General features: G+C 59.0%; 25 protein-coding genes. 19 read left to right on the forward strand and 6 right to left on the reverse strand.

The genetic code is table 11. From position 1 onward, the window contains the following. The first annotated feature begins 120 nt into the window (after positions 1-120). From rlmN to glmM, 12 genes are all read left to right on the forward strand, one after another. Positions 121-1335 carry a dual-specificity RNA methyltransferase RlmN gene (rlmN, locus tag HMPREF2710_RS00950; RefSeq protein ID WP_044150213.1) on the forward strand — a complete coding sequence of 405 codons (1215 nt, stop codon included), beginning with the start codon at positions 121-123 and terminating at the stop codon, positions 1333-1335. Positions 1336-1621: 286 nt separating this feature from the next. Then, entirely contained in the window at positions 1622-1843 is a 222-nt protein-coding gene (gene infA / locus HMPREF2710_RS00955; RefSeq protein WP_005505018.1) for a translation initiation factor IF-1, read from the forward strand. A 124-nt stretch (positions 1844-1967) separates the two neighbouring features. Continuing rightward, positions 1968-2081: a 50S ribosomal protein L36 gene (gene rpmJ, locus HMPREF2710_RS00960; RefSeq protein ID WP_004005257.1), complete on the forward strand. Its 114-nt coding sequence runs from the start codon at positions 1968-1970 to the stop codon at positions 2079-2081. 180 nt (positions 2082-2261) lie between these two features. Beyond that, complete coding sequence (rpsM, locus tag HMPREF2710_RS00965) at positions 2262-2630, forward strand: 30S ribosomal protein S13 (RefSeq protein WP_005505026.1); 369 nt, start codon at positions 2262-2264, stop codon at positions 2628-2630. A gap of 68 nt (positions 2631-2698) precedes the next feature. After that, positions 2699-3106 (forward strand): 30S ribosomal protein S11, encoded by a 408-nt coding sequence (rpsK, locus tag HMPREF2710_RS00970; protein WP_005505028.1) that lies wholly within the window; start codon positions 2699-2701, stop codon positions 3104-3106. A gap of 139 nt (positions 3107-3245) precedes the next feature. Beyond that, positions 3246-4238: a DNA-directed RNA polymerase subunit alpha gene (locus tag HMPREF2710_RS00975; RefSeq protein ID WP_005505031.1), complete on the forward strand. Its 993-nt coding sequence runs from the start codon at positions 3246-3248 to the stop codon at positions 4236-4238. A 105-nt stretch (positions 4239-4343) separates the two neighbouring features. Continuing rightward, positions 4344-4997 carry a 50S ribosomal protein L17 gene (rplQ, locus tag HMPREF2710_RS00980; protein WP_012903064.1) on the forward strand — a complete coding sequence of 218 codons (654 nt, stop codon included), beginning with the start codon at positions 4344-4346 and terminating at the stop codon, positions 4995-4997. A 173-nt stretch (positions 4998-5170) separates the two neighbouring features. After that, the gene (gene truA, locus HMPREF2710_RS00985; RefSeq protein ID WP_049341781.1) at positions 5171-6136 is read left to right on the forward strand and encodes a tRNA pseudouridine(38-40) synthase TruA; all 966 of its coding nucleotides are present in this window, start codon (positions 5171-5173) and stop codon (positions 6134-6136) included. A gap of 365 nt (positions 6137-6501) precedes the next feature. Further along, on the forward strand, positions 6502-6945 hold the full coding sequence (gene rplM / locus HMPREF2710_RS00990) for a 50S ribosomal protein L13 (RefSeq protein WP_005505035.1): 444 nt from the start codon (positions 6502-6504) through the stop codon (positions 6943-6945). Between the two features lie 32 nt (positions 6946-6977). Next, a complete protein-coding gene (rpsI, locus tag HMPREF2710_RS00995) occupies positions 6978-7469 on the forward strand; it encodes a 30S ribosomal protein S9 (RefSeq protein WP_005505036.1) in 492 nt (163 codons plus the stop codon). Between the two features lie 170 nt (positions 7470-7639). Next, complete coding sequence (gene ppk2, locus HMPREF2710_RS01000) at positions 7640-8707, forward strand: polyphosphate kinase 2 (RefSeq protein WP_012903067.1); 1068 nt, start codon at positions 7640-7642, stop codon at positions 8705-8707. A gap of 243 nt (positions 8708-8950) precedes the next feature. Continuing rightward, entirely contained in the window at positions 8951-10309 is a 1359-nt protein-coding gene (glmM, locus tag HMPREF2710_RS01005; protein ID WP_070599032.1) for a phosphoglucosamine mutase, read from the forward strand. A 178-nt stretch (positions 10310-10487) separates the two neighbouring features. Here glmM and mscL read toward each other — a convergent pair whose 3' ends face one another. From mscL to coaA, 3 genes are all read right to left on the reverse strand, one after another. Beyond that, positions 10488-10868 carry a large conductance mechanosensitive channel protein MscL gene (gene mscL / locus HMPREF2710_RS01010; RefSeq protein WP_070599035.1) on the reverse strand — a complete coding sequence of 127 codons (381 nt, stop codon included), beginning with the start codon at positions 10866-10868 and terminating at the stop codon, positions 10488-10490. A gap of 292 nt (positions 10869-11160) precedes the next feature. Next, positions 11161-12069, reverse strand: a complete 909-nt coding sequence (locus tag HMPREF2710_RS01015) for a M15 family metallopeptidase (protein WP_044150218.1) — start codon at positions 12067-12069, stop codon at positions 11161-11163. Between the two features lie 161 nt (positions 12070-12230). Continuing rightward, a complete protein-coding gene (coaA, locus tag HMPREF2710_RS01020) occupies positions 12231-13187 on the reverse strand; it encodes a type I pantothenate kinase (RefSeq protein WP_070599038.1) in 957 nt (318 codons plus the stop codon). 195 nt (positions 13188-13382) lie between these two features. Between coaA and glmS the strand changes: the two genes are divergently transcribed. From glmS to HMPREF2710_RS01035, 3 genes are all read left to right on the forward strand, one after another. Then, entirely contained in the window at positions 13383-15266 is a 1884-nt protein-coding gene (gene glmS, locus HMPREF2710_RS01025) for a glutamine--fructose-6-phosphate transaminase (isomerizing) (RefSeq protein WP_070599040.1), read from the forward strand. 265 nt (positions 15267-15531) lie between these two features. Next, positions 15532-15975: a holo-ACP synthase gene (locus tag HMPREF2710_RS01030; protein ID WP_049356365.1), complete on the forward strand. Its 444-nt coding sequence runs from the start codon at positions 15532-15534 to the stop codon at positions 15973-15975. An 86-nt stretch (positions 15976-16061) separates the two neighbouring features. Further along, a complete protein-coding gene (locus tag HMPREF2710_RS01035; protein ID WP_070599043.1) occupies positions 16062-17648 on the forward strand; it encodes a bifunctional ADP-dependent NAD(P)H-hydrate dehydratase/NAD(P)H-hydrate epimerase in 1587 nt (528 codons plus the stop codon). Between the two features lie 225 nt (positions 17649-17873). Here the strand turns inward: HMPREF2710_RS01035 and HMPREF2710_RS01040 are convergent, their stop codons facing one another. From HMPREF2710_RS01040 to HMPREF2710_RS01050, 3 genes are all read right to left on the reverse strand, one after another. Beyond that, a complete protein-coding gene (locus HMPREF2710_RS01040) occupies positions 17874-19355 on the reverse strand; it encodes a sugar transferase (RefSeq protein WP_044150222.1) in 1482 nt (493 codons plus the stop codon). A 510-nt stretch (positions 19356-19865) separates the two neighbouring features. Further along, positions 19866-20648, reverse strand: coding sequence for a phosphatase (locus tag HMPREF2710_RS01045; protein WP_049338094.1), 783 nt, complete (start codon positions 20646-20648; stop codon positions 19866-19868). 28 nt (positions 20649-20676) lie between these two features. Further along, complete coding sequence (locus tag HMPREF2710_RS01050; protein ID WP_070599046.1) at positions 20677-21939, reverse strand: glycosyltransferase; 1263 nt, start codon at positions 21937-21939, stop codon at positions 20677-20679. Between the two features lie 138 nt (positions 21940-22077). On the opposite strand from HMPREF2710_RS01050, the gene alr reads away from it, so the two are divergent. Genes alr through rimI form a run of 4 tightly spaced genes read left to right on the forward strand, consistent with a single transcriptional unit; the run spans position 22078 to position 25354 of the window. Beyond that, positions 22078-23391, forward strand: coding sequence for an alanine racemase (alr, locus tag HMPREF2710_RS01055; RefSeq protein WP_070599049.1), 1314 nt, complete (start codon positions 22078-22080; stop codon positions 23389-23391). Further along, positions 23391-23996 (forward strand): tRNA (adenosine(37)-N6)-threonylcarbamoyltransferase complex ATPase subunit type 1 TsaE, encoded by a 606-nt coding sequence (gene tsaE, locus HMPREF2710_RS01060; RefSeq protein ID WP_070599052.1) that lies wholly within the window; start codon positions 23391-23393, stop codon positions 23994-23996. Before alr ends, tsaE begins: the two co-directional genes overlap by 1 nt. A gap of 23 nt (positions 23997-24019) precedes the next feature. Continuing rightward, positions 24020-24814, forward strand: a complete 795-nt coding sequence (gene tsaB / locus HMPREF2710_RS01065; protein WP_070599054.1) for a tRNA (adenosine(37)-N6)-threonylcarbamoyltransferase complex dimerization subunit type 1 TsaB — start codon at positions 24020-24022, stop codon at positions 24812-24814. Then, positions 24815-25354, forward strand: coding sequence for a ribosomal protein S18-alanine N-acetyltransferase (gene rimI, locus HMPREF2710_RS01070; protein WP_070599056.1), 540 nt, complete (start codon positions 24815-24817; stop codon positions 25352-25354). The last annotated feature ends 41 nt before the right edge of the window (positions 25355-25395 follow it).

The raw sequence follows: 25395 nt of genomic DNA on the forward strand, positions 1-25395 counted from the left end.
CACCACTAGGGGAGGGGTATCCACCTTTAGCTGCCCCACCTCCACCCGAAGAAACCGGCGAATCCGGTCCGGTGCGTGATAGCGCATCCGAAAGCATCCACATCACAAGGAAGAAGCTCCATGAGCGAAACTCTCAATAGCGGCGAGGCAACCGCACCCGCTGCGACCAAGGTGCCGGTTGAAATCTCGAACGTTCGCCCCGCACCCGGCCAGATTGCCCTGAAAGCACCGCGCCGTGCGAAGCCGCCCAAGCATATCGCTGACTTCGACATGGCTGGCCGCCGTGAATTTCTGAAGGAACTTGGCTACCAGTCGTTCCGTGCATCCCAGCTGTCCAAGCACTATTTTGAGCGTCTGGTCACTGACCCCGCTGAGATGACTGACCTGCCGGCTAAGGACCGCGAGCAGATGGTTGCACAGGCGATGCCTCAGCTTCTGACCCCGGTCCGTACCCTCGAGGCTGACGGTGGCGACACCCTGAAGGTTGTGCACCGCCTCTTTGATGGTGCGCTCATTGAGTCTGTCATCATGCGTTATGACAACCGCGTGACCATGTGCATCTCTTCGCAGGCTGGCTGCGGTATGAACTGCCCCTTCTGTGCGACCGGTCAGCAGGGTTTGACTCGCAACCTGTCCACCGCGGAAATTGTGGAGCAGGTCGTTGCCGGTGCCCGCTACCTGAAGCAGATGAAGGGCCTGGAAGAAGCAGAAGGCGGTTCTGAGGATACTCGTCCGCTGCGTGTTTCCAATATTGTCTTCATGGGTATGGGCGAGGCGCTTGCTAACTACAAGGCAACCATGGGTGCTGTGCACCGCCTGATTGACCCTTCGCCCGAGGGCCTCGGTATTTCTGCTCGCGGTCTGACCATGTCGACCGTGGGCCTGGTGCCGGGTATTCGTAAGTTTGAGCTGGAGAAGCTGCCCATTACTTTGGCGCTGTCTCTGCACGCTCCGGATGATGAGCTACGTGATGAGCTCATCCCGATTAACCAGCGTTGGAAGGTCGACGAGACTCTGGACGCTGCATACGACTACTACCGTACGACCGGCCGCCGCGTTTCCATTGAGTATGCACTGATTCGAGATATTAACGATCAGGGCTGGCGTGCGGATCTGCTCGGTAAGAAGCTGGCTCAGCGCGGCCGTGGCTGGGTGCACGTGAACCCGATTCCGCTGAACCCGACCCCGGGTTCGAAGTGGACGGCATCCCGTAAGGGCGTTGAGCAGAACTTTGTGGAGCGTCTGCGTGCACATGGTATTCCGACGACTATTCGTGATACTCGAGGCTCAGATATTGATGGTGCATGCGGTCAGCTTGCCGCTAAGGAAGACTAAGTAGCTGAGCTTTGACCGATAAGCGGTGCCCCTTTCCTGCGGATGGAAATCCTCAAGGCTTTCTGGAGCGTGGGGGAGGGGCTTCTTCCTTTTAAACCTTAAGTGCCTGATGTCATAAAAATCACGGTTGTTTTTCCAGGGTCTTTGCCGTAGAGTTAACAGTTGGTTGTTTGTGCCAGTGTTAAGTGCGCCTTAAAACGCCCCAGCACCTCACCGCGGTGAGCTCACAAACAGAAGATACATTTGCCCGCCGCACCTGCGACGGGCACCGACGTTAGCGGAGGATATGGCTAAGAAAGACGGCGTCATCGAGATTGAAGGCTCTGTGGTTGAAGCTCTGCCCAACGCGATGTTCCGTGTTGAGCTGGATAACGGCCACAAGGTTCTCGCACACATCTCGGGCAAGATGCGTCAGCACTACATTCGCATCCTGCCTGAGGACCGAGTAGTAGTGGAACTGAGCCCCTACGACCTTTCCCGAGGTCGTATCGTCTACCGTTACAAGTAAACCCGAGATAAACGTCGCCTCTGGCGGCGTTTAAATCGTGTTCAAAGGGATAACGCAGTTCCCCAACGTAAGTGAGGGAACCTCTTATCTCGCCAGTAATCAAGTTGCAATCAAAAGGAATGCGATGAAGGTCAAGCCGAGCGTTAAGCCGATCTGCGATAAGTGCAAGGTGATCCGCCGTCACGGTGTGGTCATGGTGATCTGCGAAAACCCGCGCCACAAGCAGCGCCAGGGCTAATCCCTAGCAGCTGACTTCATAGCCGCCCTATAAGAGGGTGGAATTGTCATAGGCACCGCTCCGAAGCAACGCCCCAAGAGGCGCCTTCGGATACCTCCGGACTCAGAGGCCGGGGACCGAGCCAGAATAACTCGGGCAGTGATGCTATAGACCTCTGGAAAACAACAAGGAGAAGCCAGTATGGCACGTCTCGCTGGAGTTGATATTCCCCGCGAAAAGCGCGTGGAAGTTGCTCTCACTTACATCTACGGCGTGGGCAAGACCCGTGCACACGAAACCCTCGCTGCTACCGGCGTCAACCCTGACACCCGCGTCAAGGACCTGACCGACCAGGAGCTCGTGGCACTTCGTGACTTCATCGAAGGCAACTACAAGGTTGAAGGTGATCTTCGCCGCGAGGTTGCAGCTGACATCCGCCGTAAGGTTGAAATCGGTTCCTACCAGGGCCTGCGCCACCGCCGCGGCCTGCCGGTTCACGGTCAGCGCACCAAGACTAACGCACGTACCCGCAAGGGTCCGAAGCGTACCGTCGCAGGTAAGAAGAAGTAAGCAACGTTGCTCTGTTGGATATCTCTATCCGACCAACGTATTAGAAAACCTTTGTAGGAGAATCAAAAATGCCTCCCAAGACTCGCGCTGCGGCAGCTCGTAAGACCAACCGCCGCAAGGTTAGCAAGAACATCGTTGCTGGTCAGGCTCACATCAAGTCGACCTTCAACAACACCATCGTCTCCATCACCGATCCCACCGGTGCAGTGATCTCCTGGTCCTCCGCTGGCGACATGGGCTTCAAGGGCTCCCGTAAGTCCACCCCCTACGCCGCACAGCTGGCTGCTGAGGCTGCTGCAAACCGCGCCAAGGAGCACGGCGTCCGCAAGGTTGACGTGTTCGTCAAGGGCCCCGGTTCCGGTCGCGAAACCGCAATCCGCTCCCTGCAGGCTGCAGGCCTCGAGGTCGGTTCGATCCAGGACGTTACCCCCGTTGCACACAACGGTTGCCGTCCCCCGAAGCGCCGCCGCGTCTAATTAGGTCTCGACCTAATCCCTCGACGGGTACACTCCGCACGGAGCTGTACCCGGAGAGTACAGACACCCGTCTGCTTCCTAAGATATGTTTTCCCCAACCTGTGGGCTCATATAGCGGAGCTCACCGAAAGGAAACAAAGTGCTTATTGCACAGCGCCCCACTCTGACTGAAGAGGTCGTAGCGCCCAACCGCTCGCGCTTCACTATCGAGCCTCTGGAGCCCGGTTTCGGCTACACCATGGGTAACTCCCTCCGCCGTACTCTGCTGTCCTCCATCCCCGGCGCCGCTGTTACCAGCGTCCGCATTGATGGCGTACTGCACGAGTTCAGCACCGTTCCCGGCGTGACCGAGGACGTCACTGAGATCATCTTGAACATCAAGAAGCTCTCCATCTCTTCTGAGAACGACGAGCCCGTCGTGGCCTACCTGCGCAAGCAGGGCGAAGGTGAACTGACCGCAGGCGACATCGAGGTTCCCGCTGGCGTGGAGATCCACAACCCGGAACTGCACCTAGCAACCCTGAACGCCTCGGCAAACTTCAACGCTGAGCTGGTTATCGAGCGCGGTCGCGGCTACGTGACTGCAGCTCAGAACAAGGTCGGCGATGGCGAGATTGGCCGTATCCCGGTTGACTCCATCTACTCCCCGGTTCTGAAGGTTACCTTCAGCGTGAACGCGACCCGTGTTGAGCAGCGCACCGACTTCGACAGCCTGACCCTGGACGTCGAAACCAAGGAAGCCATCGCACCGCGTGACGCCGTTGCTTCTGCTGGCAGCACCCTGGTCGAGCTCTTCGGCCTGGCACGTGAGCTGAACATTGCAGCTGAGGGTATCGAAGTTGGCCCGTCGCCCGCCGACGAGTCCATGGCCGCTGATCTGGCACTGCCGATCGAGGACCTGAACATGTCCGTCCGCTCCTACAACTGCCTCAAGCGCGAGGGCATCCACACCGTGGGTGAGCTCGTGACCCGCAGTGAAGCTGACCTGATGGACATCCGTAACTTCGGTGCTAAGTCCATTGACGAGGTCAAGGCAAAGCTCATTGAGCTCGGCCTGGCTCTGAAGGACTCCCCTCCCGGTTTCGAGCCTGCTGCACGCCCGCTTGATGACGAAGACGGTTCCGGCGAATAATTTCGACCGAATAGTTCACCCGGTTCCACCGGGATCAGTCAAACTTGATTCCCTAAGAGGCTCCGCTGCTGGGGCGTTAGGGAACGCAACTATGGAGATTTAACTATGCCTACTCCCACTAAGGGTCCCCGCCTCGGCGGTTCCCCGACCCACGAGCGCCACATGCTCAACAACCTGTCGGCGCAGCTGTTCCAGCACAAGCGCATCACCACCACCCTGACCAAGGCAAAGCGCCTGCGTCCGGTGGCAGAGCGCTTCATCACCTTCGGTAAGAAGGGCGACCTGGCTGCTCGCCGTCGCGTGCTGCGTTCCATCACCGACAAGTCCGTCGTGCACGAGCTCTTCACCGTTATTGCTCCGGCAATGGCAGAGCGCCCCGGTGGTTACACCCGCATCATCAAGATCGGTAACCGCAAGGGTGACAACGCTCCCATGGCAGTCATCGAGCTCGTCATGGAGCCCGTTGCAACCCAGGGTGCAGTTGCTGAGGCAACCAAGGTTGCTGAGAAGGCAGCTGAGGCTCCCAAGGCTGAAGCAGCTGAGGGCCTGCCCGCAGGTTCCCACGCACCCCTGGAGTCCGGCGAGGCTCCCGAGGGCTTCGAGGTTAAGGGTAACGCCGATTCCATGAAGTACCACGTGCCCGGTTCCCGCTGGTACACCAGCACCAAGGCTGAAATCTGGTTCGACTCCGCTGAGTCGGCAGAGGCTGCAGGTTACGCCCCCGCAGGTGGCGCAGCAGCACAGAAGGTTTCCGAGTAATACGGATCTCAGCTGATTTAGGCTAAACCTAAAATATGTCAATCCGCCGTCCACTATTGTGGGCGGCGGATTGGTGTATCTGCATACTTAAAAGGACACGGTTCTTTGCGCATTCGCTATCCAAGAGCCGGCCCGTAGTCTTCAATCGTCCTTTACCGCTGAAAGGCACACCAATGCATAACGCTACTTCTTTAGAGAATTACGAAGAGCAGCCCTTCACCGCTACGCACCGCGTGCGAATTGATTGTGCTTACGACGGTTCTCTTTTCAGCGGGTGGGCAGCCCAGCCGAACCTGGTCACCGTGCAGGGAGTTATCGAGAACGCCCTCGAGCTGATTCTGCGGGCGCCTCACCGTGTGGTGGTTGCGGGTCGAACGGATGCGGGAGTCCACGCAGAAGCCCAAACCTTGCACTGCGATCTGAGTGATGAGGACTGGACTCGCCTGCAGGGGCGAACGGGGGAAGATGACCCGACGGCTGCCCTGGGGCGCCGCCTCACCGGGGCTCTGCAACGCTGCCTTTACGATGCGGAAGAACAACTCAACCTTCCGAAGAACGTTCGCGGCATTTTGCAGGGCGCTATTCAGATTCATCGCGTGAGCGAAGTGCCGTTCGATTTTGATGCGCGCTTCTCAGCTACCGGCCGCCGCTATGTTTACCGCATCGCAGATGGTGCAGCGGACGGTCTTAACCCCCTTCACCGTACCTACACCTGGGCGGTACCCGAGCACCTGGATTGTGCTGATCTGAACGAATCGGCACAGCAGCTACTCGGCCTGCGCGATTTCCTCTCCTTCTGCAAGCCGCGCGAAGGGGCGACTACGATTCGCGAACTGCGGGAACTCAGCTTTACCCGCACTGAAAACGGGCTGATTGAGGTGCGCGTGGTGGCTGACGCCTTCTGCCATCACATGGTGCGTTCGCTCGTGGGTGCGCTGGTGCTCTACGGTACGGGTAAGCGAGACGCCGCCTGGCTGCGTGAACGGATTGAGAACCCGGGACGCGAGGCTTCGCTGACTTTGGCACCTCCGCATGCGCTCGCCCTGGCTGAGATTTACTACCCTGCATCGGAGCTCTACGGTGTGCAGGCGGAGCGTGCTCGAGCAAAGCGCGAAGACCACGAGGCACAGAGTGCTTAACGCCCTGTGTATATTGAGCGCCGTCACACGCCGGAAGTGATGAGGGGCTCAACGGAGGAGCGCAATCGTCGAGGGTGAATTACACGGATGGAATTTAAAAATGTGTTTAAGACAAAAAAGCCCTATTTTTAAGGCTTTGGCGGTGGATTAAGCACTCGACGTCCTGTATAGTCTTGATATGTTGTGCGTGTTCTACCCGAGCGCGCTCTAAATCGCTGTCTAGTTGCAGGACGTTAAGGCGGTATAGAGTACGGGCAGAACGGGCGGCAGCTCGGTCCTCACCCGGGTGTTCGTCATGCACGTAAGTAAAAGGCGCGATACCCAACTAAGCGCCGTATGTACATTTCGAGACAAAGGCCAATATTTTGCGCACTTATACTCCCAAGCCCGGCGAAGTCGAGCGCCAGTGGCACGTCATTGACGCCACCGACGTTGTTCTCGGCCGCCTCGCAAGCCAGACCGCTATCCTGCTGCGCGGTAAGCACAAGCCGACTTTTGCTCCCCACGTTGACACCGGTGACTTCGTTATCATCGTGAACGCTGAGAAGGTCGCCCTGACCGGTGCAAAGCTCGAGCAGAAGCGTGCATACCGCCACTCGGGTTACCCCGGCGGTCTGAAGTCCGTGAACTACGCAGAGCTGCTTGAGACCAACCCCGTTCGCGCGGTTGAGAAGGCTGTTAAGGGCATGCTGCCCAAGAACAAGCTTGCTGCACAGCAGCTCAAGAAGCTGAAGGTCTACGCTGGTCCCGAGCACCCGCACGCGGCACAGCAGCCCAAGACCTACGAATTCAACCAGGTCGCCCAGTAATTCGGGCCTACGAAGAAACAATAGGAGAAATCGTGGCTCAGAACGAAGAGCAGATCGTAGTCGAGGAAGAGCTGACCAGCTACACCTCGGAGTCCGCTGCCCCCGCAGCGGCTAAGGCAGCACGTCCGGCACTGACCGTTGCAGGCGCAGCAGTTGGTCGCCGTAAGGAAGCAGTGGCACGCGTTCGCGTTGTGCCCGGTTCCGGCAACTGGACCATCAACGGTCGTAGCCTGGAAGACTACTTCCCCAACAAGCTGCACCAGCAGGATGTCAACCAGCCCTTCAAGCTCCTGGAGCTCGAGGGTGCATACGACGTCATCGCACGCATCAACGGTGGTGGCCCCTCCGGCCAGGCAGGTGCTCTGCGCCTGGGTATCGCTCGTGCACTGAACGAGATCGACCGCGAGAACAACCGCCCCGCACTGAAGAAGGCTGGCTACCTGACCCGTGACGCACGCGTCATCGAGCGTAAGAAGGCTGGTCTTAAGAAGGCACGCAAGGCTTCGCAGTTCTCCAAGCGTTAATCGCTGGTTTTACGAAGCGTTACGCCCCGGCTCTCCCGTTGGGAGAGCGGGGCGTTCTGCGTATCTGCCGGTCTTAAACGTTATGGGTGCTTATAACTGTTACGTTTGTTCATTGAAGAGCACCCCGGTAGAGTTAAAGAGTCAAAGCAGACAGGAAGAAAAGAGTACTCATGGCAGAGCAGAATCCCTCCACCAAGCCCGAAGAAAAGGCAGTGGAGGCTCCTCAGGCTGAAGCCCCCCAGCACACCGCTGAAGGCGCACACGCACACACCGGTTCTGAGAAGAAACAGGCCATCAAGGAAGCCCTGAAGCCCCAGGCACGCCGTACCTCCGTCGTTGAAGACTACTCGGCAGAGCTGGACGAAATGGCTTCCCTCACCCGCGCCCTCGGCAAGGACAAGAAGGACGACGAAACCTCTCAGGCATGGAAGAAGGGTTACCCCTACGACACCAAACTCAGCCGTAAGGCATACGAGAAGGAAAAGCGTGCCCTGCAGATTGAGTTGCTGAAGCTGCAGCTCTGGGCTAAGTCCACCGGTCAGAAGATCCTCATCATCTTCGAAGGCCGTGACGCAGCAGGTAAGGGTGGCTCCATTAAGCGCTTCACCGAGCACCTGAACCCCCGTGGCGCTCGCGTTGTCGCACTGGAGAAGCCGACCGATATCGAGCAGACCCAGTGGTACTTCCAGCGTTACATCAAGCACCTGCCCTCCGGCGGCGAAATCGTCCTGATGGACCGCTCCTGGTACAACCGTGCCGGCGTTGAGCGCGTTATGGGCTACTGCACCCAGGCACAGTACTTCGAGTTCATGCGCGAAGTTCCGGACCTGGAGCGCATGCTGGTGAACTCCGGTATCCACATCATCAAGTTCTGGTTCTCCGTCACCCGCGAAGAGCAGCTCGCACGCTTCACCTCCCGCCGTACCGACCCGGTTCGTCAGTGGAAGCTTTCCCCCACCGACCTGGCGTCCCTGGACAAGTGGGACGACTACACCGCGGCAAAGGAAGCAATGTTCTTCTACACCCACACCGGTGACGCTCCCTGGACCGTCATCAAGTCCAACGACAAGAAGCGAGCACGTCTGGAAGCAATGCGTTACGTGCTCACCCAGTTCGACTACCCCTCCAAGGATGAGGCAGTTGTGGGCGAGCTCGATTCGCTGATTGTCCGCTCCGCATCACACGTCTTCGAGGACGAGTCCGGTGACTCCCCCGACGGCTTCCCCGTCGTCAAGTAAGCATGGATAAATAGGGGAGAATAAAAACTCAACCCTACGGCGATAGAGCCGCCAAATAGCTTGCATTATGAAGGTGCCTGTCTCTCTTTTCCCAACCCCGGGAACGGAGAGCAGGCACCTTTGCGCGTCTGCAGAAATATTAGCTATGAAGCAGATATGTAGCCGCTGAAAATCACTTTCTGATTATGAAGAATTTACGGTGTATGCGCCTAAGCAGAGTTACGCACAACGTAAAATAAAAGGGTGACTGAACGACTTTTTGGAACCGACGGCGTACGCGGTCTGGCAAACGATGTAATTACTCCCGCCCTGGCTATGGAGCTCGCGCAGGCGGCTTCTATTGTTCTGGGCTTTGACACGGTAGAAGAGGGTGTACGCCCCCGTGCCGTGATTGCAAATGACTCCCGATCCTCTGCAGACTTTATTGTCTCTGCGATGAAGGCTGGCTTCGCTAGCGCAGGTGTTGACGTGCTGGACGCCGGCATTGTCCCCACCCCCGCAGCAGCTTACCTGGTGGCACACACCGGCGCTGACTTCGGCGTGATGATTTCTGCATCGCACAACCCCGCAGCGGACAACGGCATTAAGTTCCTGGCCCGAGGCGGCCAGAAGCTGGAAGACTCCGTTGAGGACGCTATTGAGCGCGTCTACCGCGAGAAGTCCTTCCGCTACCCGACCGGTGGCGCTGTGGGTACCGTCAAGCCCCTGGAGAACGGTACCGAGGCTTACGTGAAGCACCTGGTCTCCACCCTGCCCGAAGGCAAGCCCCTCGCAGGCAAGAAGATTGTTCTGGACTGCGCAAACGGTGCGGCATACGCAGCATCTCCCGCAGCTTTCGAAGCGTTGGGTGCAGAGGTTATCGCACTGGCTGTAGAGCCCAACGGCACCAACATCAACGACGGCGTGGGCTCCACCCACCCCGAGAAGCTGCAGGCAGCAGTCGTTGAGCACGGCGCGGACCTCGGCATCGCCCACGACGGCGACTCCGACCGTTGCCAGGCAGTTGACGAAAAGGGCAACCTGGTAGACGGCGACCAGATCATGGCTATCCTTGCTGTTGCTGCTAAGCGCGAAGGCAAGCTCGCAAAGGACACCCTCGTCGCAACCGTGATGAGCAGCCTGGGCCTGGAGCTGTACCTGCGCGAGCACGGCATTACCCTCGGCCGCACCGCTGTGGGCGACCGCTACGTCCTCGAGTCTATGCGCGAGCACGGCTACAACCTCGGTGGCGAGCAGTCCGGCCACGTTATCATGAGCGACTACGCAACCACCGGTGACGGCGTTCTGACCGGCATCCAGCTGGCTGCAGAGGTGGCTCGTAGCGGTCAGACCCTCTCGGAGCTGGCATCCCGCATGCAGCCCACCCCGCAGCGCCTGATCAACGTCAAGGGCGTTGACCGTGCGGCGGTCAAGACCAACGAGGCGCTCGCCACCGCCGTGAGCGAGGCTGAAGGCGTACTGGGTGAGAGCGGCCGCGTGCTGCTGCGTGCATCCGGCACCGAGCCTCTGGTTCGCGTGATGGTTGAAGCTGCAACCCAGGAACAGGCCGATGAGGTTGCTCAGCAGCTGGCTGACGTCGTGGCTAAGGAACTGGCACTCTAAACGTATTCTCTTCCGGCGCGAAGACCGGAATGGAGGATAGAGAAAGGGCTGGGAAGGTAACACCTTCCCAGCCCTTCTTCGTTATCTTGGGCGGGGGAGGGGGGACGAGGATACGGAAAACCCCCGTATCCACAGGGGATACGGGGGTCTAAAAAATTAGTGGTAGAGAGCAGAGAAATTACTTCTTTGCCAGAGCGTCGCGGATCTCCTTCAGGAGGTCAAGCTCGGTCTCTTCCTTTTCAATAGCCTCGTCTTCAGCCTTCTTCTTAGCCAGCGCGAGTTCAGTCAGCTTCTGAGTGGGCACAACAACTGCGAAGTAGACAGCAGCTGCAATCAGGATGAAGTTGACAATAGCGGTTAGGAACACGCCAACCTTGATCTGGCCGAAGACCAGGAACTCGTCGAAGTTGGGGGAGCCAACCAGCATGGAGATAGCCGGCATCAGGACGGCCTGGACAAGCGAGGTCACCACAGCGGTGAAGGCGGTACCCATAATCAGACCAACTGCGAGGTCGATGACGTTACCGCGGATTACAAAATCTTTAAAACCCTTAAGCATGAGATATAGAATAGCGCCTTTTCACCTCAGAAAATGCCATATTCTGAGAAAATTTTCATTGTAAAGCATGTGTTTTTCTTCACAGTGGTCCTATGGCGCCCGATACTTAAAGTCTAGCTCACATGAACCTGAGCAAAAATCTCTAAAACCTGCGAAAAACCGCGGATTTACGGGGTGTGTATGCGAAAAAATATGCATCTACTGTGCCTATTTATCTCCGGTACGGAAGCTTGAAAGACGATACACATCACCACTTGGCGCACCGACCAAAGCCGAAAGATTAGCCTCGACCCTAGCTCGCACTTGCATAATCGGGTGCCGCACCCGTACCGATAAACTCCTCAAAAGTCTTCGCGCCCGAAGACACATACTCCTGAGCAATCTGCACACCCACATAGCGGTAATGCCACGGCTCAAAACGATAACCGGTCACCGATTGACGACCATCAGGGAAGCGCAAAATATATCCGTAACGCGGAGCGTTCTTCGCCAACCACTGACCAGCCAGCGTATCGCGATAACACTCCTCCAAACGGCAACCCTCAGGAGAAGCAAAATCAATCGCCAAGCCCGTCTGATGCTCCGAATAGCCGGGACGAGCCGATAACTGGTCCGCCACCTGTTGACCGTTCACCGAAACCCAATACTGATAGGTCTGCTGCTGCACCGCATACGAACGATACGCGCTAGAAACAAGCAGAGTCACGCCATCAGTAGCAGCCGCATCAATCATCGTATCCGCTGCCTTAGCCGCCTCAGCGCGCAATTGATGACCGTAGAACTCCACCAGGTCATTCGGCTCCCAATCCTGCTGCGCAAAGGGACGCATCTTATTCACGAGGCAACGCAAAGAATCCGGCTGAGACTCAACACTCGGCTGAGCAAGCGCCAACGGGGAAGAAGACACGCTCGCAGAAGCCGAAGCACTTGCAGAAGCACTGGTAGCAGAAGCAACAGGGGAGGGCGCGGCAGAAGATGCCGACGCAGCGGAAGAGGCGCTAGAAGAAGCCGCCGAAGCCGCCGCAGACTCAGAAGCACTCGCAGCAGAAGATGAAGAAGACGCACCCTGACCCTGCGAACCGCAAGCTGCCAATAGCGCCGTGCCACCAACTCCCAAAGCGGCACCCAAAAGAGTACGGCGATTCACCGCAGAACTATCAAAAGACTCCTGAGCGGTAGACGTACGGTGCAGGGACTTCACAATAACTCCTCATCATGGCGTAGGTGCATACAAAAGCACCGGAAGCCTAAACCCACCCCGTGAGGGAGTGGAGCCTCCGGCGCCTTCTACTAGAATGCACCACAAACGCGCTACACAGGCAACTAAAAGCCACACACGAACAATAAAAACCTAAAGAACATCTAGTTCTTACGCAGAAGAACCTGCTCCACGGTATGCTCGGGGCCCTTCTGCAGAATCAAATGCGCACGAGCACGAGTCGGCAAAACATTCTGCAACAGATTCGGCTCATTCACGCTCTTCCAAATGCCGGTCGCAACCTCAACCGCCTGCTCATCGCTCAGCTCCGCATAACGCTTGAAATACGACTCCGGATTCGCAAAAGCCGAAGAACGCAGAGTCAAGAAACGATTCACATACCAGCGCTCAATATCCTCAGTGCGGGCATCCACATAAATAGAGAAATCAAAGAAATCGCTGAGGGTCAGATCGGAGGTTTCGGGGCCCTCCGCGTGCGAAGGAGCCAGGACATTCAGACCCTCGAGGATAAGGACATCCGGTGCCGTGACCTCAATAAGCTCATCGGGGATGATGTCGTAGTACAGATGCGAATACTTCGGCGCCACCACACGCTCAGCACCGGACTTCACCTGCGACACAAAATTCAACAGGGTGCGGCGATCATAAGACTCCGGGAAACCCTTACGGTGCATAATGCCGCGACGCTGAAGCTCCGCGTTCGGGTACAAGAAACCATCCGTCGTCACCAGCTGGACGTTTGGAGTGGAGGGCCAGCGGCTCAAAAGCGCTTGTAGGATGCGTGCCGTGGTTGATTTTCCCACGGCGACCGAGCCCGCCACGCCGATAATAAACGGTACCCTGCGCTGGGACAGATGCAGAAAATCATTCGTCATGTGGTTTAGGGAAGACGCCGCGGTGACGTAGAGGTTCAGAAGACGTGAAATAGGCAGATAGATACGCCGAACCTCCTCGAGGTCAACTGTTTCGCCCAGGCCGCGCAGGGACTCAATCTCCTCTGCGCTGAGGGGAACGGAAATCTCATCGGCCAGGTGCGACCAGCGAGAGCGGTCGAGACGCATAAAGCGGTCATCGCCGGAAAAATACGGTGCGGAGCTCATTTATACAAGTGTACGAACTTTACGTCCACGGGGAAAATACAATCGGATAAAACCCGGCAAAAGAGAAGCGTAAAGAAATAAGGGAGGACGCAGCAAAAGAGAATAAAAGATGCGTTAGAAAAATGGCTCCCAGCGTGACGAATAACAGATTTTCACCCTGCGCGGATAACCTGGACCATGAGATAAACTTATAGCATGTGTGGAATCGTAGGATATGTAGGTCTGGGCTTTGACCCGGACGGTAACAAGTTTGACCACAACGCATACGACGTGGTCCTCGAAGGTCTGCGCCGCCAGGAATACCGCGGCTACGACTCTGCCGGCGTGGCACTGGTGTGCCCCGACGGTATCGAATTCCGTAAGAAGGCAGGCAAGCTCCTGAACCTCGAGAACGAGGTTAAGGAACACCCCCTGCCGGAATCCCAGATTGGTATCGGTCACACCCGTTGGGCAACCCACGGTGGACCCACCGACGTCAACGCTCACCCCCACGTTGTTGACAACGGCCGCCTCGCCGTCGTCCACAACGGTATTATCGAAAACTTTGCAGAACTGCGTGCTGAGCTACTCGCCGAGGGCGTGGAGTTCACTTCTCAGACTGACACTGAGGTAGCCGCCGCAACTATCGCAAGCATCTACAACAAGCTCGGTACCGGTGACCTCACCGAGGCCGTGCGTATCGCCTCCAACCGCCTCGAGGGTGCCTTCACCATCCTGGCTATCCACGCCGACCACCCGGACCGTGTTGTGGCAACCCGCCGCAACTCTCCGCTGGTGATTGGCCTGGGCCGCAACGAGAACTTCCTCGGTTCGGACGTCTCCGCGTTCATCGACTACACCAAGGAAGCCGTGGAGATGGGTCAGGACCAGATCGTGACCATCACCGCAACCGACTACTCGATTATCGACTTCGAGGGCAATCCTGCAGAGGGTAAGCCCTTCCACATCGAGTGGGACGCAGCCGCAGCCGAAAAGGGCGGCTACAACTCCTTCATGGAGAAGGAAATCCACGAGCAGCCGACCGCCGTTGAGCAGACCCTCATGGGCCGCCTCGACGAGAACGGGAACCTGACCCTCGACGAGCTGAACATCGACGACTCGGTGCTGCGCTCGATTGACAAGATCATCGTGGTTGCTTGCGGTACCGCCGCATACGCGGGCCAGGTGGCACGCTACGCCATCGAACACTGGTGCCGTATCCCCACCGAGGTTGAGCTCGCCCACGAGTTCCGCTACCGCGACCCGATCGTGAACGAGAAGACCCTGATTGTGGCCCTCTCGCAGTCTGGCGAAACCATGGACACCCTGATGGCCGTGCGCCACGCACGCGAACAGGGCGCAAAGGTTATCTCCATCTGCAACACCCACGGTTCGACCCTGCCCCGCGAATCCGACGCCGCGCTGTACACCCACGCCGGCCCCGAAATCGCAGTGGCCTCGACCAAGGCGTTCCTGGCACAGATTACCGCAGCATACCTGCTCGGCCTGTACCTGGCACAGCTGCGCGGCAACAAGTACAAGGACGAGATTGCTTCGATCCTCTCTGAGCTGCAGCAGATGCCCGAGAAGATTCAGAAGGTCATCGACAACGACGCACCGGTTAAGGAACTGGGCGTGGAGATGAAGGATGCCTCCTCCGTCATCTTCCTCGGCCGCCACGTGGGCTTCCCCGTTGCTATGGAGGGTGCACTCAAGCTCAAGGAGATCACCTACATCCACGCTGAAGGCTTCGCCGCTGGCGAGCTCAAGCACGGCCCGATCGCTCTGATCGACGAGGGGCAGCCCGTGATTATTGTGGTTCCCTCCGCAAGCGGACGCGACTCCCTGCACGGCAAGGTCGTCTCCAACATCCAGGAGGTGCGCGCTCGTGGCGCCTTCACCATCGTCATCGCCGAGGAAGGCGACGAGGCAGTCAAGCCCTACGCAGACCGCCTCATCACCGTCCCGGCATGCCCCTCGCTGCTGCAGCCGCTGCTGGCCACCGTGCCCCTGCAGATTTTCGCCTGCGCACTGGCTGAAGCTAAGGGCCTGGACGTTGACCAGCCGCGTAACCTCGCAAAGTCAGTGACCGTGGAGTAATCCTCTGGAGTAATCCTCGGAAATCGCCTCAGCGATAACGACAAGGGCGGTGGTTGAGTTCTTAGAGAACTTGACCACCGCCCTTGTCGTTTAACCTGGTGGTTATTCGTGGATGACCCAACAAAAATAGACGCTGTGAAACAGATATCAACTATGCGTCATATTTGCCGCTATCCCATCTAAAAGAAACGAATCTCGCTAGACTTAAAACAAGAGAAACCGCAAACAGGACGCGGCACCACCCCTAGCGCAGAAGGTGAAGCTCATGATCATGGGAATCGGCGTAGATACCGTCAACATCGAACGATTCGAACGAATTGTCACCGAAACACCAGCCTTCGTCCGCCGCGTCTTCACCCCCAACGAACGCACCCGGAACGTACGCTCCCAAGCCGTACGATTTGCCGCCAAAGAAGCCGTCGCAAAAGTACTCGGAGCACCCGCCGGACTCAACTGGCAAGACTGCGAAGTAGCCACCGCCGAAAGCGGCCAGCCCTACCTCATCATTCAGGGCACCATCGCCCGCCGAGCCAAAGAACTCGGCATCAACCGTATCCACCTGTCGCTGACCCACGACGAACCCATGGCCATCGCCATTGCAACCGCCGAATACCTCAGCGACGCAGAACTGGCACACCTGCAAAAGTTCAACCCCGAAAGCTACCGACTCAGCGTCATCGCCGGCGACGATACTATCGACGAAAACTAACGCCACCGACGATTAACGCAGAGCCACATCAACACCACACCCGGTGACCCCTAAGGCCCGCACGGTGCCACCCAAGGAGGACAGCAATGAAGCTCATCTACACTGCTTCCCAGGTACGCGAAGCAGAAAAGCCCTACATCGAAGCCGCCGACTACGACGGCTACCTCATGCAACGCGCCGCAGACGCCGTCGCAGCCGAAGCACAGGAGCTACTCCACGGCAAAGACACAGCAAAAATCCTGCTACTCATCGGCCCGGGCAACAACGGTGCAGACACCATCTACGCCGGCGCCCGCCTCAGCGCCAATGGACACCGCGTTGATGCAGTCATCTTCGACTCCAGCGAAAAGAACCTCGAACTCATCGCCCGCGAAGGCGGCGAAGGCACCCGCGTGCTCGACCCCGAACATACCCTCGAACAGCTTGCAGGCTACGACCTGACCATTGACGGCATCCTGGGTACCGGCTCCAGCGGCGCCGTACGCGGTAGCGCCGGTGAATACCTTGGCGTACTCCGCGCCGCGCAGCTCGACGGTAAGCTCGGCGCAGTCCTCGCCGTCGACACCCCCTCCGGAGTCGACAACAACCGCGGAACCGTGCACGAACCCTCCCTGCGTGCCGACCGCACCGTCACCTTCATCGGTCACAAGCTGCCGGCAGGCACCAGCCACAGCGTCCACTCCGGAGACATCAAACTCTACGACCTGGGCGTGCCCGAAGCCCTCGACGCCCACAAGCCCGCCCTGCGTGTTCTCGACCGCGAAGACTACCGCGAACTCATCGAAATCCCCGACGAGCACTCCCACAAGTACACTCGCGGCGTACTCGGCATGCTCACTGGAAGCCTCGAATACCCCGGCGCAGCCCTCATGAGTGTGCGTGCTGCCCTCAACACCGGCGTTGGTATGGTTCGCTTCGGTGCCAACTCCCACGAGCTACGCCAGCTCATGATTGCCCACAACCCCGAAACCGTCTACTTCAGTGGCGCCCCCGCCCTGCAGAGGGTCACCGTCTGGGCCGGCGGCTCCGGATCCAGCCACGACTCGCTGGACAAGAACCGCTACCTGCTCCACTCGCCCGAACCCGCCATCCTCGACGCGGGCGCCTGCGACCTGGCGGCAGAATACCTGGCAACCGGTAAGCACCTCGGCTCCCACAAAATCCTCACCCCGCACGCCGCAGAGCTCGAACGCTTCCTGCGTATCGTGCACGAGCTCGCCCCCGAAACTTGGAAGAAGCACCTGGGCGACGCCATCGTACCCAGCCGCAAGGATATCGACGCAGAACCCTTCCGCTGGGTGCGCGCCGCCTCCGAACTTTCCGGCGCCACTGTCATGCTCAAGGGCGGCTACACGCTCATTGCGGCACCCAACGGCGCCACCTACAGCGTTGCCGGAGGAAGCCCCTGGCTCGCCACCGCAGGCAGCGGCGACACCCTCACCGGCATCTACGGCGCCCTGCTTGCCCAAACCGTAGCCGCCTTCGACGCCCGCGGAGAAGCCCTAGAAGGCTGCACCTTCGCCTCCATCGGCGCGCTCGCAGTCTACCTGCACGGTGAAGCAGCACGTGCCAGCGCCACCGGAAGCGTCAAGGATGCTCTGCCCGGCCCGGCACCCGCAACCCGCGTCGCGGAGATGCTCCCCGAAGTCATTGCGCGACTCATCGCCGAATAGGGCAGAGGCGCCCAGTACGCCGCCTCCAGCCTAACGCCCTCCAGAGATTCTAGAGCGTCTCTCAATGAACCAGGCAGAAGGCACAAAGGAAGGGGCGTGAATCCACCGGAAATGGATTCACGCCCCTTCTGTGCGTTTATATCAATGGATGATGCCAAGCTGCCTGTGCCGGGACAGCCTCTTCAAAAACGGTATACGCACCAGCGGGAGAAACCCCGACTCTTCTTAGTACGCGCCTTCCTTAGCGAAAACCGCACGGACAGTACGCAGAAGAATAATGAGGTCACCGGTAAGCGACCAGTTCTCAACATAGTAGAGATCCAGACGAACCGACTCTTCCCAGGAGAGATCACTACGGCCAGAAACCTGCCACAGACCGGTAATACCGGGCTTCACCAGCAGACGGCGGTACGCAATGTCCTCGTACTGCTCAACTTCCTCAACCAGCGGAGGACGCGGACCCACCAGCGACATATCGCCAATGAACACGTTCCACAGCTGAGGCAACTCATCAATCGAGTACTTACGGATGAACTTGCCGATGGGGGTAATACGCGGGTCGTCCTTCATCTTGAAGAGCACACCATTACCCTCGTTCTGCTCCAGGAGGCGCTTCTTAACCTCTTCGGCGTCAGTACGCATCGAACGGAACTTCACCATCTTGAACATTTCACCGTTCAGACCCACACGGTTCTGCAGGAAGAAGACCGGACCGCCATCACGCTTGACCAGCAGCGCCACCACCAGGAACAGCGGAGACAGCAGAATCAAACCCAGACCCGAAGACACAACATCCACAGCGCGCTTGAAGAACGCCGACAGACCGGTAATACGCGGCGTCGACACGTGCACCAGCGGCAGACCATTCAGCGGCTGCATGTGCATACGCGGACCAGCAATATCGGTCGTCGCAGGAGCCATAATCAGTGAAATATGCGCGTCAGCAAGCTTCCAACCCAGCAGACGAACCTGATCCGGGCTCAAGTGGTGACCATTCGTAACCGCGACCATGTGAATATCGTTCTCGCGGATGGCCTCCATAATGTCAGCCGGAGAAGTGCTGTAACCAAGGACCGGAATCGGAGCGCCAGCAACAGTAGTACCCGGGGTGAAACCGGGCAGGTAGAACGCAGCGGGGGACAGGCCGGAAGCAACCACATCCTTCAGGTTCTTGTACAGGTGCTGACCGGTCGTCACATCAGAAATAATCATGACGCGAGTCAACGCACGACCGCGAGTACGCGAACGCACCAGACCCTGACGAATCAGCCAACGCTCAACGAGCAGAAGGAACAGACCCAGCGGGTAAGCAATCAGCAGGTACATACGGGTGACGTCAACCTTAAGGAAGAACGCCACAATAATCAGCAGGCAGAAAAAGTAAGTAGTACCGCGAGTAATGAGGCGGTACTCCTCAGTGCCGAACCCCATGATGCGCAGGCTGCGGGAGCCGTTCACCTGGAGGATAAACCACCAGCCGACAACCATACCAACGCCCAGGAAGATGTAATCAATAGCGGGAATACGGCCATCCAGGGCGTTAATAGGCCAAACGTTCACATAGGGCAGGTCAGCATTCTCCCACCCGAAACGAATCAGATGCGCAGCGACAACCGCAATAGCAATGGCGAGAAAATCGCCAAAGTAAAGGGCACGCTGAACCTTGGGATGCCAGCTTCGCTTGACGACGAAGTCTGAACCCCACATTTTTTTAAGACGATCTTGTACTTTCAACGGTGTAATCTTCCCCGGAAATTTGTCCTGTGTCGTGGACTGAGAGCGGCGAATAGGCACATTTACCCCTAATTATCGGTGAATAGGGAATCGTGTCCTAGTCTTTGTCCTGATGAATGAGTGAACCCTTAATCTTACTGAGTGAAAATAATGGCAGAGACTACGGCAAAGGCGCTGGTAAGACGCCTAGTGGAGCGTTATATGAGCCCACAGAGCGCATAAACGTGTTCCGTAAACTATTCTACGGGGTCGGGGGTCTTCCGTCTCGAAGAATGAAGAGGCAAAGTCGCTCCGGTGTGATGAAATCAATCACAGAAAAAGAAGAGAATAAGAGCCCCCGAGAAGAATGCCTAGTGGAGCTAAGAAACTCCTAAAAACACCAGACTGTTTCACACACCTGCAGAAAAAACAATAACCGGCACATAAAACGACAACCCCCGGAGGCTCAATAACAAACCCTACACACACGGTGTAAAAGAGACATTAAGGACGCTCAAGCCCCGCACGATCCAAAATGAAATCAATCATCGGCTCATAACGACGCGGCGGAACGTTATCGTCCATCGGCACGCACACCGGCAGGTCCCCCTGCTCAGCCGCCACAAACAGACCCGGATCATTACAATCCGCAATACCAATCGTCAGCAACTTACAGGTCGAGGAAGCATAACCAGCCATACCGTGATCCGAAACCACCAGATCCGGAGTCACACCGCGCGCCTTCAACTGATCCAGTGCGATGCGCATCGGGCCGGGGAAATGCGTATGCTGCAGATTACCGTACTGCTCAAACATCACGACATCCATAATCTGGCGGACATCGCCGTCCAGGAAGCGCTCACCCTCCTCAATCTGGAGAACCTCAGCACCGGCAGCCTTCGCAGCCGCAGCCATCACCGCATAGATGGGGAACAGGCCCGCCGGGTGACCTGTCGCAAATAGAATACGAGAACCCGCACGCACCGCCTCACCGAAGATACGGGCGTACTCCTCCAGCGCGCTGATGCACTGCTCAGCACCAATAGTGTCCTGGCCGTGAGTATGCGAACGGTCCGGGTTCAGGCCCGCGCGGCGGACCATCACCTCAAACACCGAATCGTAATCCCACTCGCGGGTCCACTGCACACCAAACTCAAGGTGCTCATTACCATCCAGGAAACCCTGAATGTGGTCCAGGTTATTCTCTCGGGCGGTTGCCACCTCGCCGGTAATACGCACAGAATCCAGGTACGCGGCGAACTCATCGCGGCTCATCGAGAAAGACATTAAAACTCCTCACAACGTGAAAAATACATTACTGCGAGATACCCTGACGTACCTCGGCATAAGCTTCAAGGGTTCGGCGCGCCGTCTGCTCCCAACCCATCGTGCGGGCACGCGCCGCGGCGTTCGCACCCAACGAATGACGCAGATACGGGGCACGCACCAGACGCTCAATAGCCGCAGCCCAACGCTGCGGAGTACGAGGCGCCACCAGCAGACCCGTACGGTGGTTCTCCACCGCATAGCGCAGACCGTCAGCATCCGTAGCGAGCACCGCCGCGCCGCATGCCTGCGCCTCCAGAGCTACCAACCCGAACGTCTCAGACGACGACGGGGACGCCACAATGTCGGCGGCACGGAAAATATCAGCCAGCTCAGACGCAGGAACCGGATCCTTCAAATGCACCCGATCTGCCACGCCCAGCTGCTCCGCGCGCTCCAGGAGGCGGCGCTCATAATCCGAATCGGAACGACCAATAATATCCACGTCCACCTGCAAATCATCGGGAAGCAGCGCGAGCGCTTCCACCAGCAGATGCGGACCCTTCAACGGCTGAGGCCTGCCGGCAAAAACAATGCGGGAACGGGTTTCCGAGGTGTCATTGAGCGGATGCACGCCAGGAATCGTATGGAAAATTGAGGTGTCAACACCCGGCGGGATAATGGCGAGCTTCTGCGCGTCCGTACCGTAATACTCGCCCATCTGCTGCGCCTCCAGGGGAGTATTCACAATCACCCGGCTCGCGGAGCTACTCATCAGACGCTCGGCGCGGTAGCGTTCCTCAGGTTCGGGTGCTTCACCTTCGCCGCGGCGCGCATCCTTGGCGGCAGCCGTCGTATGCGGAGTGAAAAGAACGGGGATCGGGAAGCCAGCGCCCTGAGCCGGCCACAGTTGGGATGCGCGAGCCGCAGCCTGACCAGATAGCCAATAGTGGGCGTGAATAATATCCGGGGTGTACAGTGCCTGCTCCACACACGCCTGCGCAAAATCATCGGTGACCGTAGCCAACTCGTTCTTCGAAAGACCACGAGCGGACGGAAGATCAAGGCTGTGGCGCACAAGGCGCTCACCGGGCTGAGGAGGCTGACGGAACGGCGAATCAGCCGGAAGCGCCTCACCGCGGTCCAGCGTGAAAACCTCAACCCGCAGCTCGGGATCGAGCTCCAGCATGGCATGCACCGACCGGGCAATATAGACGTTCATGCCGCCTGCATCTCCGCTACCGGGCTGCGCAAAAGGGTCGGTGTGCATGGAATACACGTGAACCGTCCGAACCGGCGGCAGAGTGCTCATCGATGCTTTCCTCTCTAAAGGGGTACCTGACCTAGTGTAGCGCGACAGGACTTTCGCACAGCGGGAGGTCTAGAATTTAGTAGAAGAGAGGCTGCTCAAGTACAGCCTGTAGTACCCGCCCGTCAGAAACGAAGGACCATGACTCACCCTCAGCAGCCTGCCGAACCGCTTTACTGCCCGCCCTGCGCTCCCGGCCAGGTGGAACGTAGCGCCACGATTGATCTTGACGCGCTGGAACATAATGTGCGCCGACTCAAGGAACTCATTGGCGACCGCGTGCTCATTGCAGTGATTAAGGCGGATGCGTACGGTCACGGCGCGTACCCGGTGGCACGTTCGGCTATTGCAGCCGGCGCTGACCTGCTGGGTGTGGTGCACGTGAACGAGGCGCTGGAACTGCGTGCTGACGGTATTGATGCGCCGCTCATGGCGTGGCTGCACACCCCCTCCACCGATTTTGAGGCTGCACTGCAGGAGAAGATTCGTCTGGGTGTTTCCGGTTGGGACCTGGAGGCGGTTGCCGCCGCCGCTGAATGCACCGGCGAGCGCGCTATCGTGCATCTGAAGGCTGATACCGGTCTGGGCCGTAACGGTGCCACCGCGGCGGATTGGCCTGCGCTGGTGGCTCGCGCCGCTTCCCTGGAGGATGCCGGTCTGATTACGGTTGAGGGTATTTTTAGCCACCTGGCGGTTGCGGATGAGCCGACCCGCGCCGAGACTGCGCAGCAGGTCGATACTTTGGATACTTTTGTGGCTCAGGCTCGTGAGGCTGGCCTGGACCCGAAGATTGTGCACCTGGCGAACTCGCCGGCGACCCTGACCGCCTCCCTGGAGGGTTGGGATACGGAGGAGCGTCTGCTCGGTGACGGTGTGCGTTGCGGCCTTGCTCTGTACGGTCTTTCCCCGCTGCCGGGGGTGACCGCTGAGGACCTGGGCCTAAAGCCCGTCATGACGGTGGGCAGCTACATTGCCGCCGTGAAGGAAGTTCCTGCAGGTCAGGGTGTTTCCTACGGGCTGCGCTACCACACTCCCAAGGCAACCACCCTGGCGCTTGTGCCGCTCGGCTACGCTGACGGTGTGCCGCGCATTGCGGAGAACGCGCCGGTGCGCATCTACCCGGGCGCGCAGAACGTGGAGAACGGCTCCGTGCCTAATAACGCGGAGGGTACGACCTACCGCGTGGTTGGCCGCGTCGCCATGGACCAGATGGTCGTTGACCTGGGCGAACCCGGCCTGAGCGATCCCGCCCTGGGGTACCTGGGCGCGCCCGCCATCCTTTTTGGCGCTGGCGAGAACCCGCCCGTGGAAGAATGGGCGGAAGCCGCGCAGACCATTAACTACGAAATCGTGACCCGCATTTCTCCCCGCGTGGAGCGCCTCTACGTTGGCGGCTCCTGGGTTGAAGCTGAACTGAACGAGCTGTGGGGCACCGGCGAGGAACAGGAGGGCTAATGAGCGCTGAATACATTTCTGCCGCCCTCGACCTGGATGTGACCGGCCCCGATCATACGCGCCGCCTGGCGCTCACCCTGGCGCAGCACCTAAACGCCGGGGATGTACTGTTGCTCTCGGGTGAGCTCGGCGCGGGCAAGACCACGTTCACCCGCTCCCTGGGTGAAGGCCTGGGCGTGCGCGAGGGCGTTATCTCACCGACCTTCGTGCTTTCGCGCGTGCACCCGAACCTGCCGGACGGCCCCCGACCCGGCGGCCCCGACCTGGTGCACGTGGACGCCTACCGCCTCTCCAGCGCCGAAGAGCTCGACGACCTGGATCTGGAGTTCTCCCTGCCGCGCTCGGTGACCGTCATCGAGTGGGGCCGCGATAAGGCTGAGCACCTGAGCGATTCCCGCCTGGAGCTGGACTTCACCCGCCTGACCGGCGCGGATGCGCGCTTCGCCTACTCGGGCGCCGAAGAGTTCAGCTGGGACGATGAAGACGAGGACGAAAGCGACGAGGATGCGGACACCCCCGAACCTCGCCTGCTGCGGGTGCGTGCCTTCGGCCCCCGCTGGGAGCACGCTTTTGAGGCACTGAAAGAGGCCCTGCAGAGCGCCTAGAGCCCGCGCGTTAGAATGATAGGGTGCTAGTACTTGCCCTTGATTCATCCGCCACCGCATCTGTGGCGCTCGCCCGTGTGCACGGCTCCGAAGCCGGTGCGTCCTTCGAAATCCTCGCCCGCTACGAGAGTGAAGATACCCGCTCCCACGCCGAGGTGATGGGCCCCTACGCGCAGGCGGCCCTGCAGGACGCTGGCGTGCGCGGCGAAGATTTGGATGCGATTCTGACCGGTACCGGCCCGGGACCTTTTACGGGTCTGCGTGCCGGTATCGTTACTGCGCGCGCTCTGGGTTTTGCCTGGTCGGTGCCGGTGTACGGCATGATGAGCCTGACCGCGCTGGCTGAGCGTGCTGTGTCTGGCGTGGTCGCCGGGGAGGAGAACGTAGAACGAGCGTTCGCCTCTGCTGAAGGTGCTGAACTGCTCGTACTCTCCGACGCGCGCCGCCGCGAAGTCTACTCCGCCCGCTACTGCGTGAACGCCGAAGGCTACAGCCTGGTGGACGGCCCGAACGTATGCCCCGCCTCCGAAATTCTGCCCGGTGGGGGCCCCTCCTACGCCTACGGTTACGGTGCTGGCCTGTACACCGAGGCCCTCGAAGAGCACGGCTGGACCATCGTTGATTCTGCCCGCGAGGTTCACCCGCACGCCGAGTACCTAGTTGCCGCCGCGGCACGCCTGGGCGTAGAGAACCTGAGCGAGGACACCTCCGCCCAGTACCTGCGCGACTCAGACGCAAAGGTCCCCGCCGCAATGCTCGCCCGCCAGCAGAAGCAGGCCGCGCAGGCCGCACAGGCTGCCGCGCAGAAGGAGAGCTAAATGAGCGCTACCGACAATATCGTGCGAGACGACCTGGCACTGAATAACCTGGCGCTGAGTAACCTGGCACTGGGCGCCCGACTGCGCGTTGCCGAACTTGCCGACGTGCAGGCCATGCACTGCATGGAAACCACCTTGTTCCCCGCCGACGCCTGGCACATCGACATGTTCCTCGAAGAGCTGACCCACCCGACCCGCACCTACTACATGCTCGAGCTACCGGTGGAGAACCCGGAAAGCGACGAGGGCGGCTGGCGCGCTATCGGTTACTGCGGAACCATGGTCGTAGCCGACACCGCCGACGTTCAAACCATCGGCGTGCTCCCCGAGTACGAGGGCCACGGCTTCGGTCGCGCCATGCTTGAGCAGATGCACGAGCGTGCCCGCGAGCAGGGTGCCGAGCGCATCCTGCTGGAGGTGCGTGCCGACAACCCGCGCGCCCAGCGCCTCTACGAACGCAACGGCTACCGTGCGATTCATGTACGCCGCGGCTACTACGATGATGGAACCGACGCCATCATTATGGAATGTACGTTCTAAATACTTTGTTGGGCTAAACGGCAATCCCCGCGATAGGGGCG

This window comes from Rothia sp. HMSC069D01 (genome assembly GCF_001810135.1).
GTDB lineage: Bacteria > Actinomycetota > Actinomycetes > Actinomycetales > Micrococcaceae > Rothia.

What these genes read in the sequence shown, in the direction of transcription:
- rlmN (WP_044150213.1), top strand. Translation starts at nt 121, where the DNA reads ATGAGCGAAACTCTCAATAGCGGCGAGGCAACCGCACCCGCTGCGACC.
- infA (WP_005505018.1), top strand. Translation starts at nt 1,622, where the DNA reads ATGGCTAAGAAAGACGGCGTCATCGAGATTGAAGGCTCTGTGGTTGAA.
- rpmJ (WP_004005257.1), top strand. Translation starts at nt 1,968, where the DNA reads ATGAAGGTCAAGCCGAGCGTTAAGCCGATCTGCGATAAGTGCAAGGTG.
- rpsM (WP_005505026.1), top strand. Translation starts at nt 2,262, where the DNA reads ATGGCACGTCTCGCTGGAGTTGATATTCCCCGCGAAAAGCGCGTGGAA.
- rpsK (WP_005505028.1), top strand. Translation starts at nt 2,699, where the DNA reads ATGCCTCCCAAGACTCGCGCTGCGGCAGCTCGTAAGACCAACCGCCGC.
- rplQ (WP_012903064.1), top strand. Translation starts at nt 4,344, where the DNA reads ATGCCTACTCCCACTAAGGGTCCCCGCCTCGGCGGTTCCCCGACCCAC.
- truA (WP_049341781.1), top strand. Translation starts at nt 5,171, where the DNA reads ATGCATAACGCTACTTCTTTAGAGAATTACGAAGAGCAGCCCTTCACC.
- ppk2 (WP_012903067.1), top strand. Translation starts at nt 7,640, where the DNA reads ATGGCAGAGCAGAATCCCTCCACCAAGCCCGAAGAAAAGGCAGTGGAG.
- mscL (WP_070599035.1), bottom strand. Translation starts at nt 10,868, where the DNA reads ATGCTTAAGGGTTTTAAAGATTTTGTAATCCGCGGTAACGTCATCGAC.
- coaA (WP_070599038.1), bottom strand. Translation starts at nt 13,187, where the DNA reads ATGAGCTCCGCACCGTATTTTTCCGGCGATGACCGCTTTATGCGTCTC.
- glmS (WP_070599040.1), top strand. Translation starts at nt 13,383, where the DNA reads ATGTGTGGAATCGTAGGATATGTAGGTCTGGGCTTTGACCCGGACGGT.
- HMPREF2710_RS01030 (WP_049356365.1), top strand. Translation starts at nt 15,532, where the DNA reads ATGATCATGGGAATCGGCGTAGATACCGTCAACATCGAACGATTCGAA.
- HMPREF2710_RS01035 (WP_070599043.1), top strand. Translation starts at nt 16,062, where the DNA reads ATGAAGCTCATCTACACTGCTTCCCAGGTACGCGAAGCAGAAAAGCCC.
- HMPREF2710_RS01040 (WP_044150222.1), bottom strand. Translation starts at nt 19,355, where the DNA reads ATGTGGGGTTCAGACTTCGTCGTCAAGCGAAGCTGGCATCCCAAGGTT.
- HMPREF2710_RS01045 (WP_049338094.1), bottom strand. Translation starts at nt 20,648, where the DNA reads ATGTCTTTCTCGATGAGCCGCGATGAGTTCGCCGCGTACCTGGATTCT.
- HMPREF2710_RS01050 (WP_070599046.1), bottom strand. Translation starts at nt 21,939, where the DNA reads ATGAGCACTCTGCCGCCGGTTCGGACGGTTCACGTGTATTCCATGCAC.
- alr (WP_070599049.1), top strand. Translation starts at nt 22,078, where the DNA reads ATGACTCACCCTCAGCAGCCTGCCGAACCGCTTTACTGCCCGCCCTGC.
- tsaE (WP_070599052.1), top strand. Translation starts at nt 23,391, where the DNA reads ATGAGCGCTGAATACATTTCTGCCGCCCTCGACCTGGATGTGACCGGC.
- rimI (WP_070599056.1), top strand. Translation starts at nt 24,815, where the DNA reads ATGAGCGCTACCGACAATATCGTGCGAGACGACCTGGCACTGAATAAC.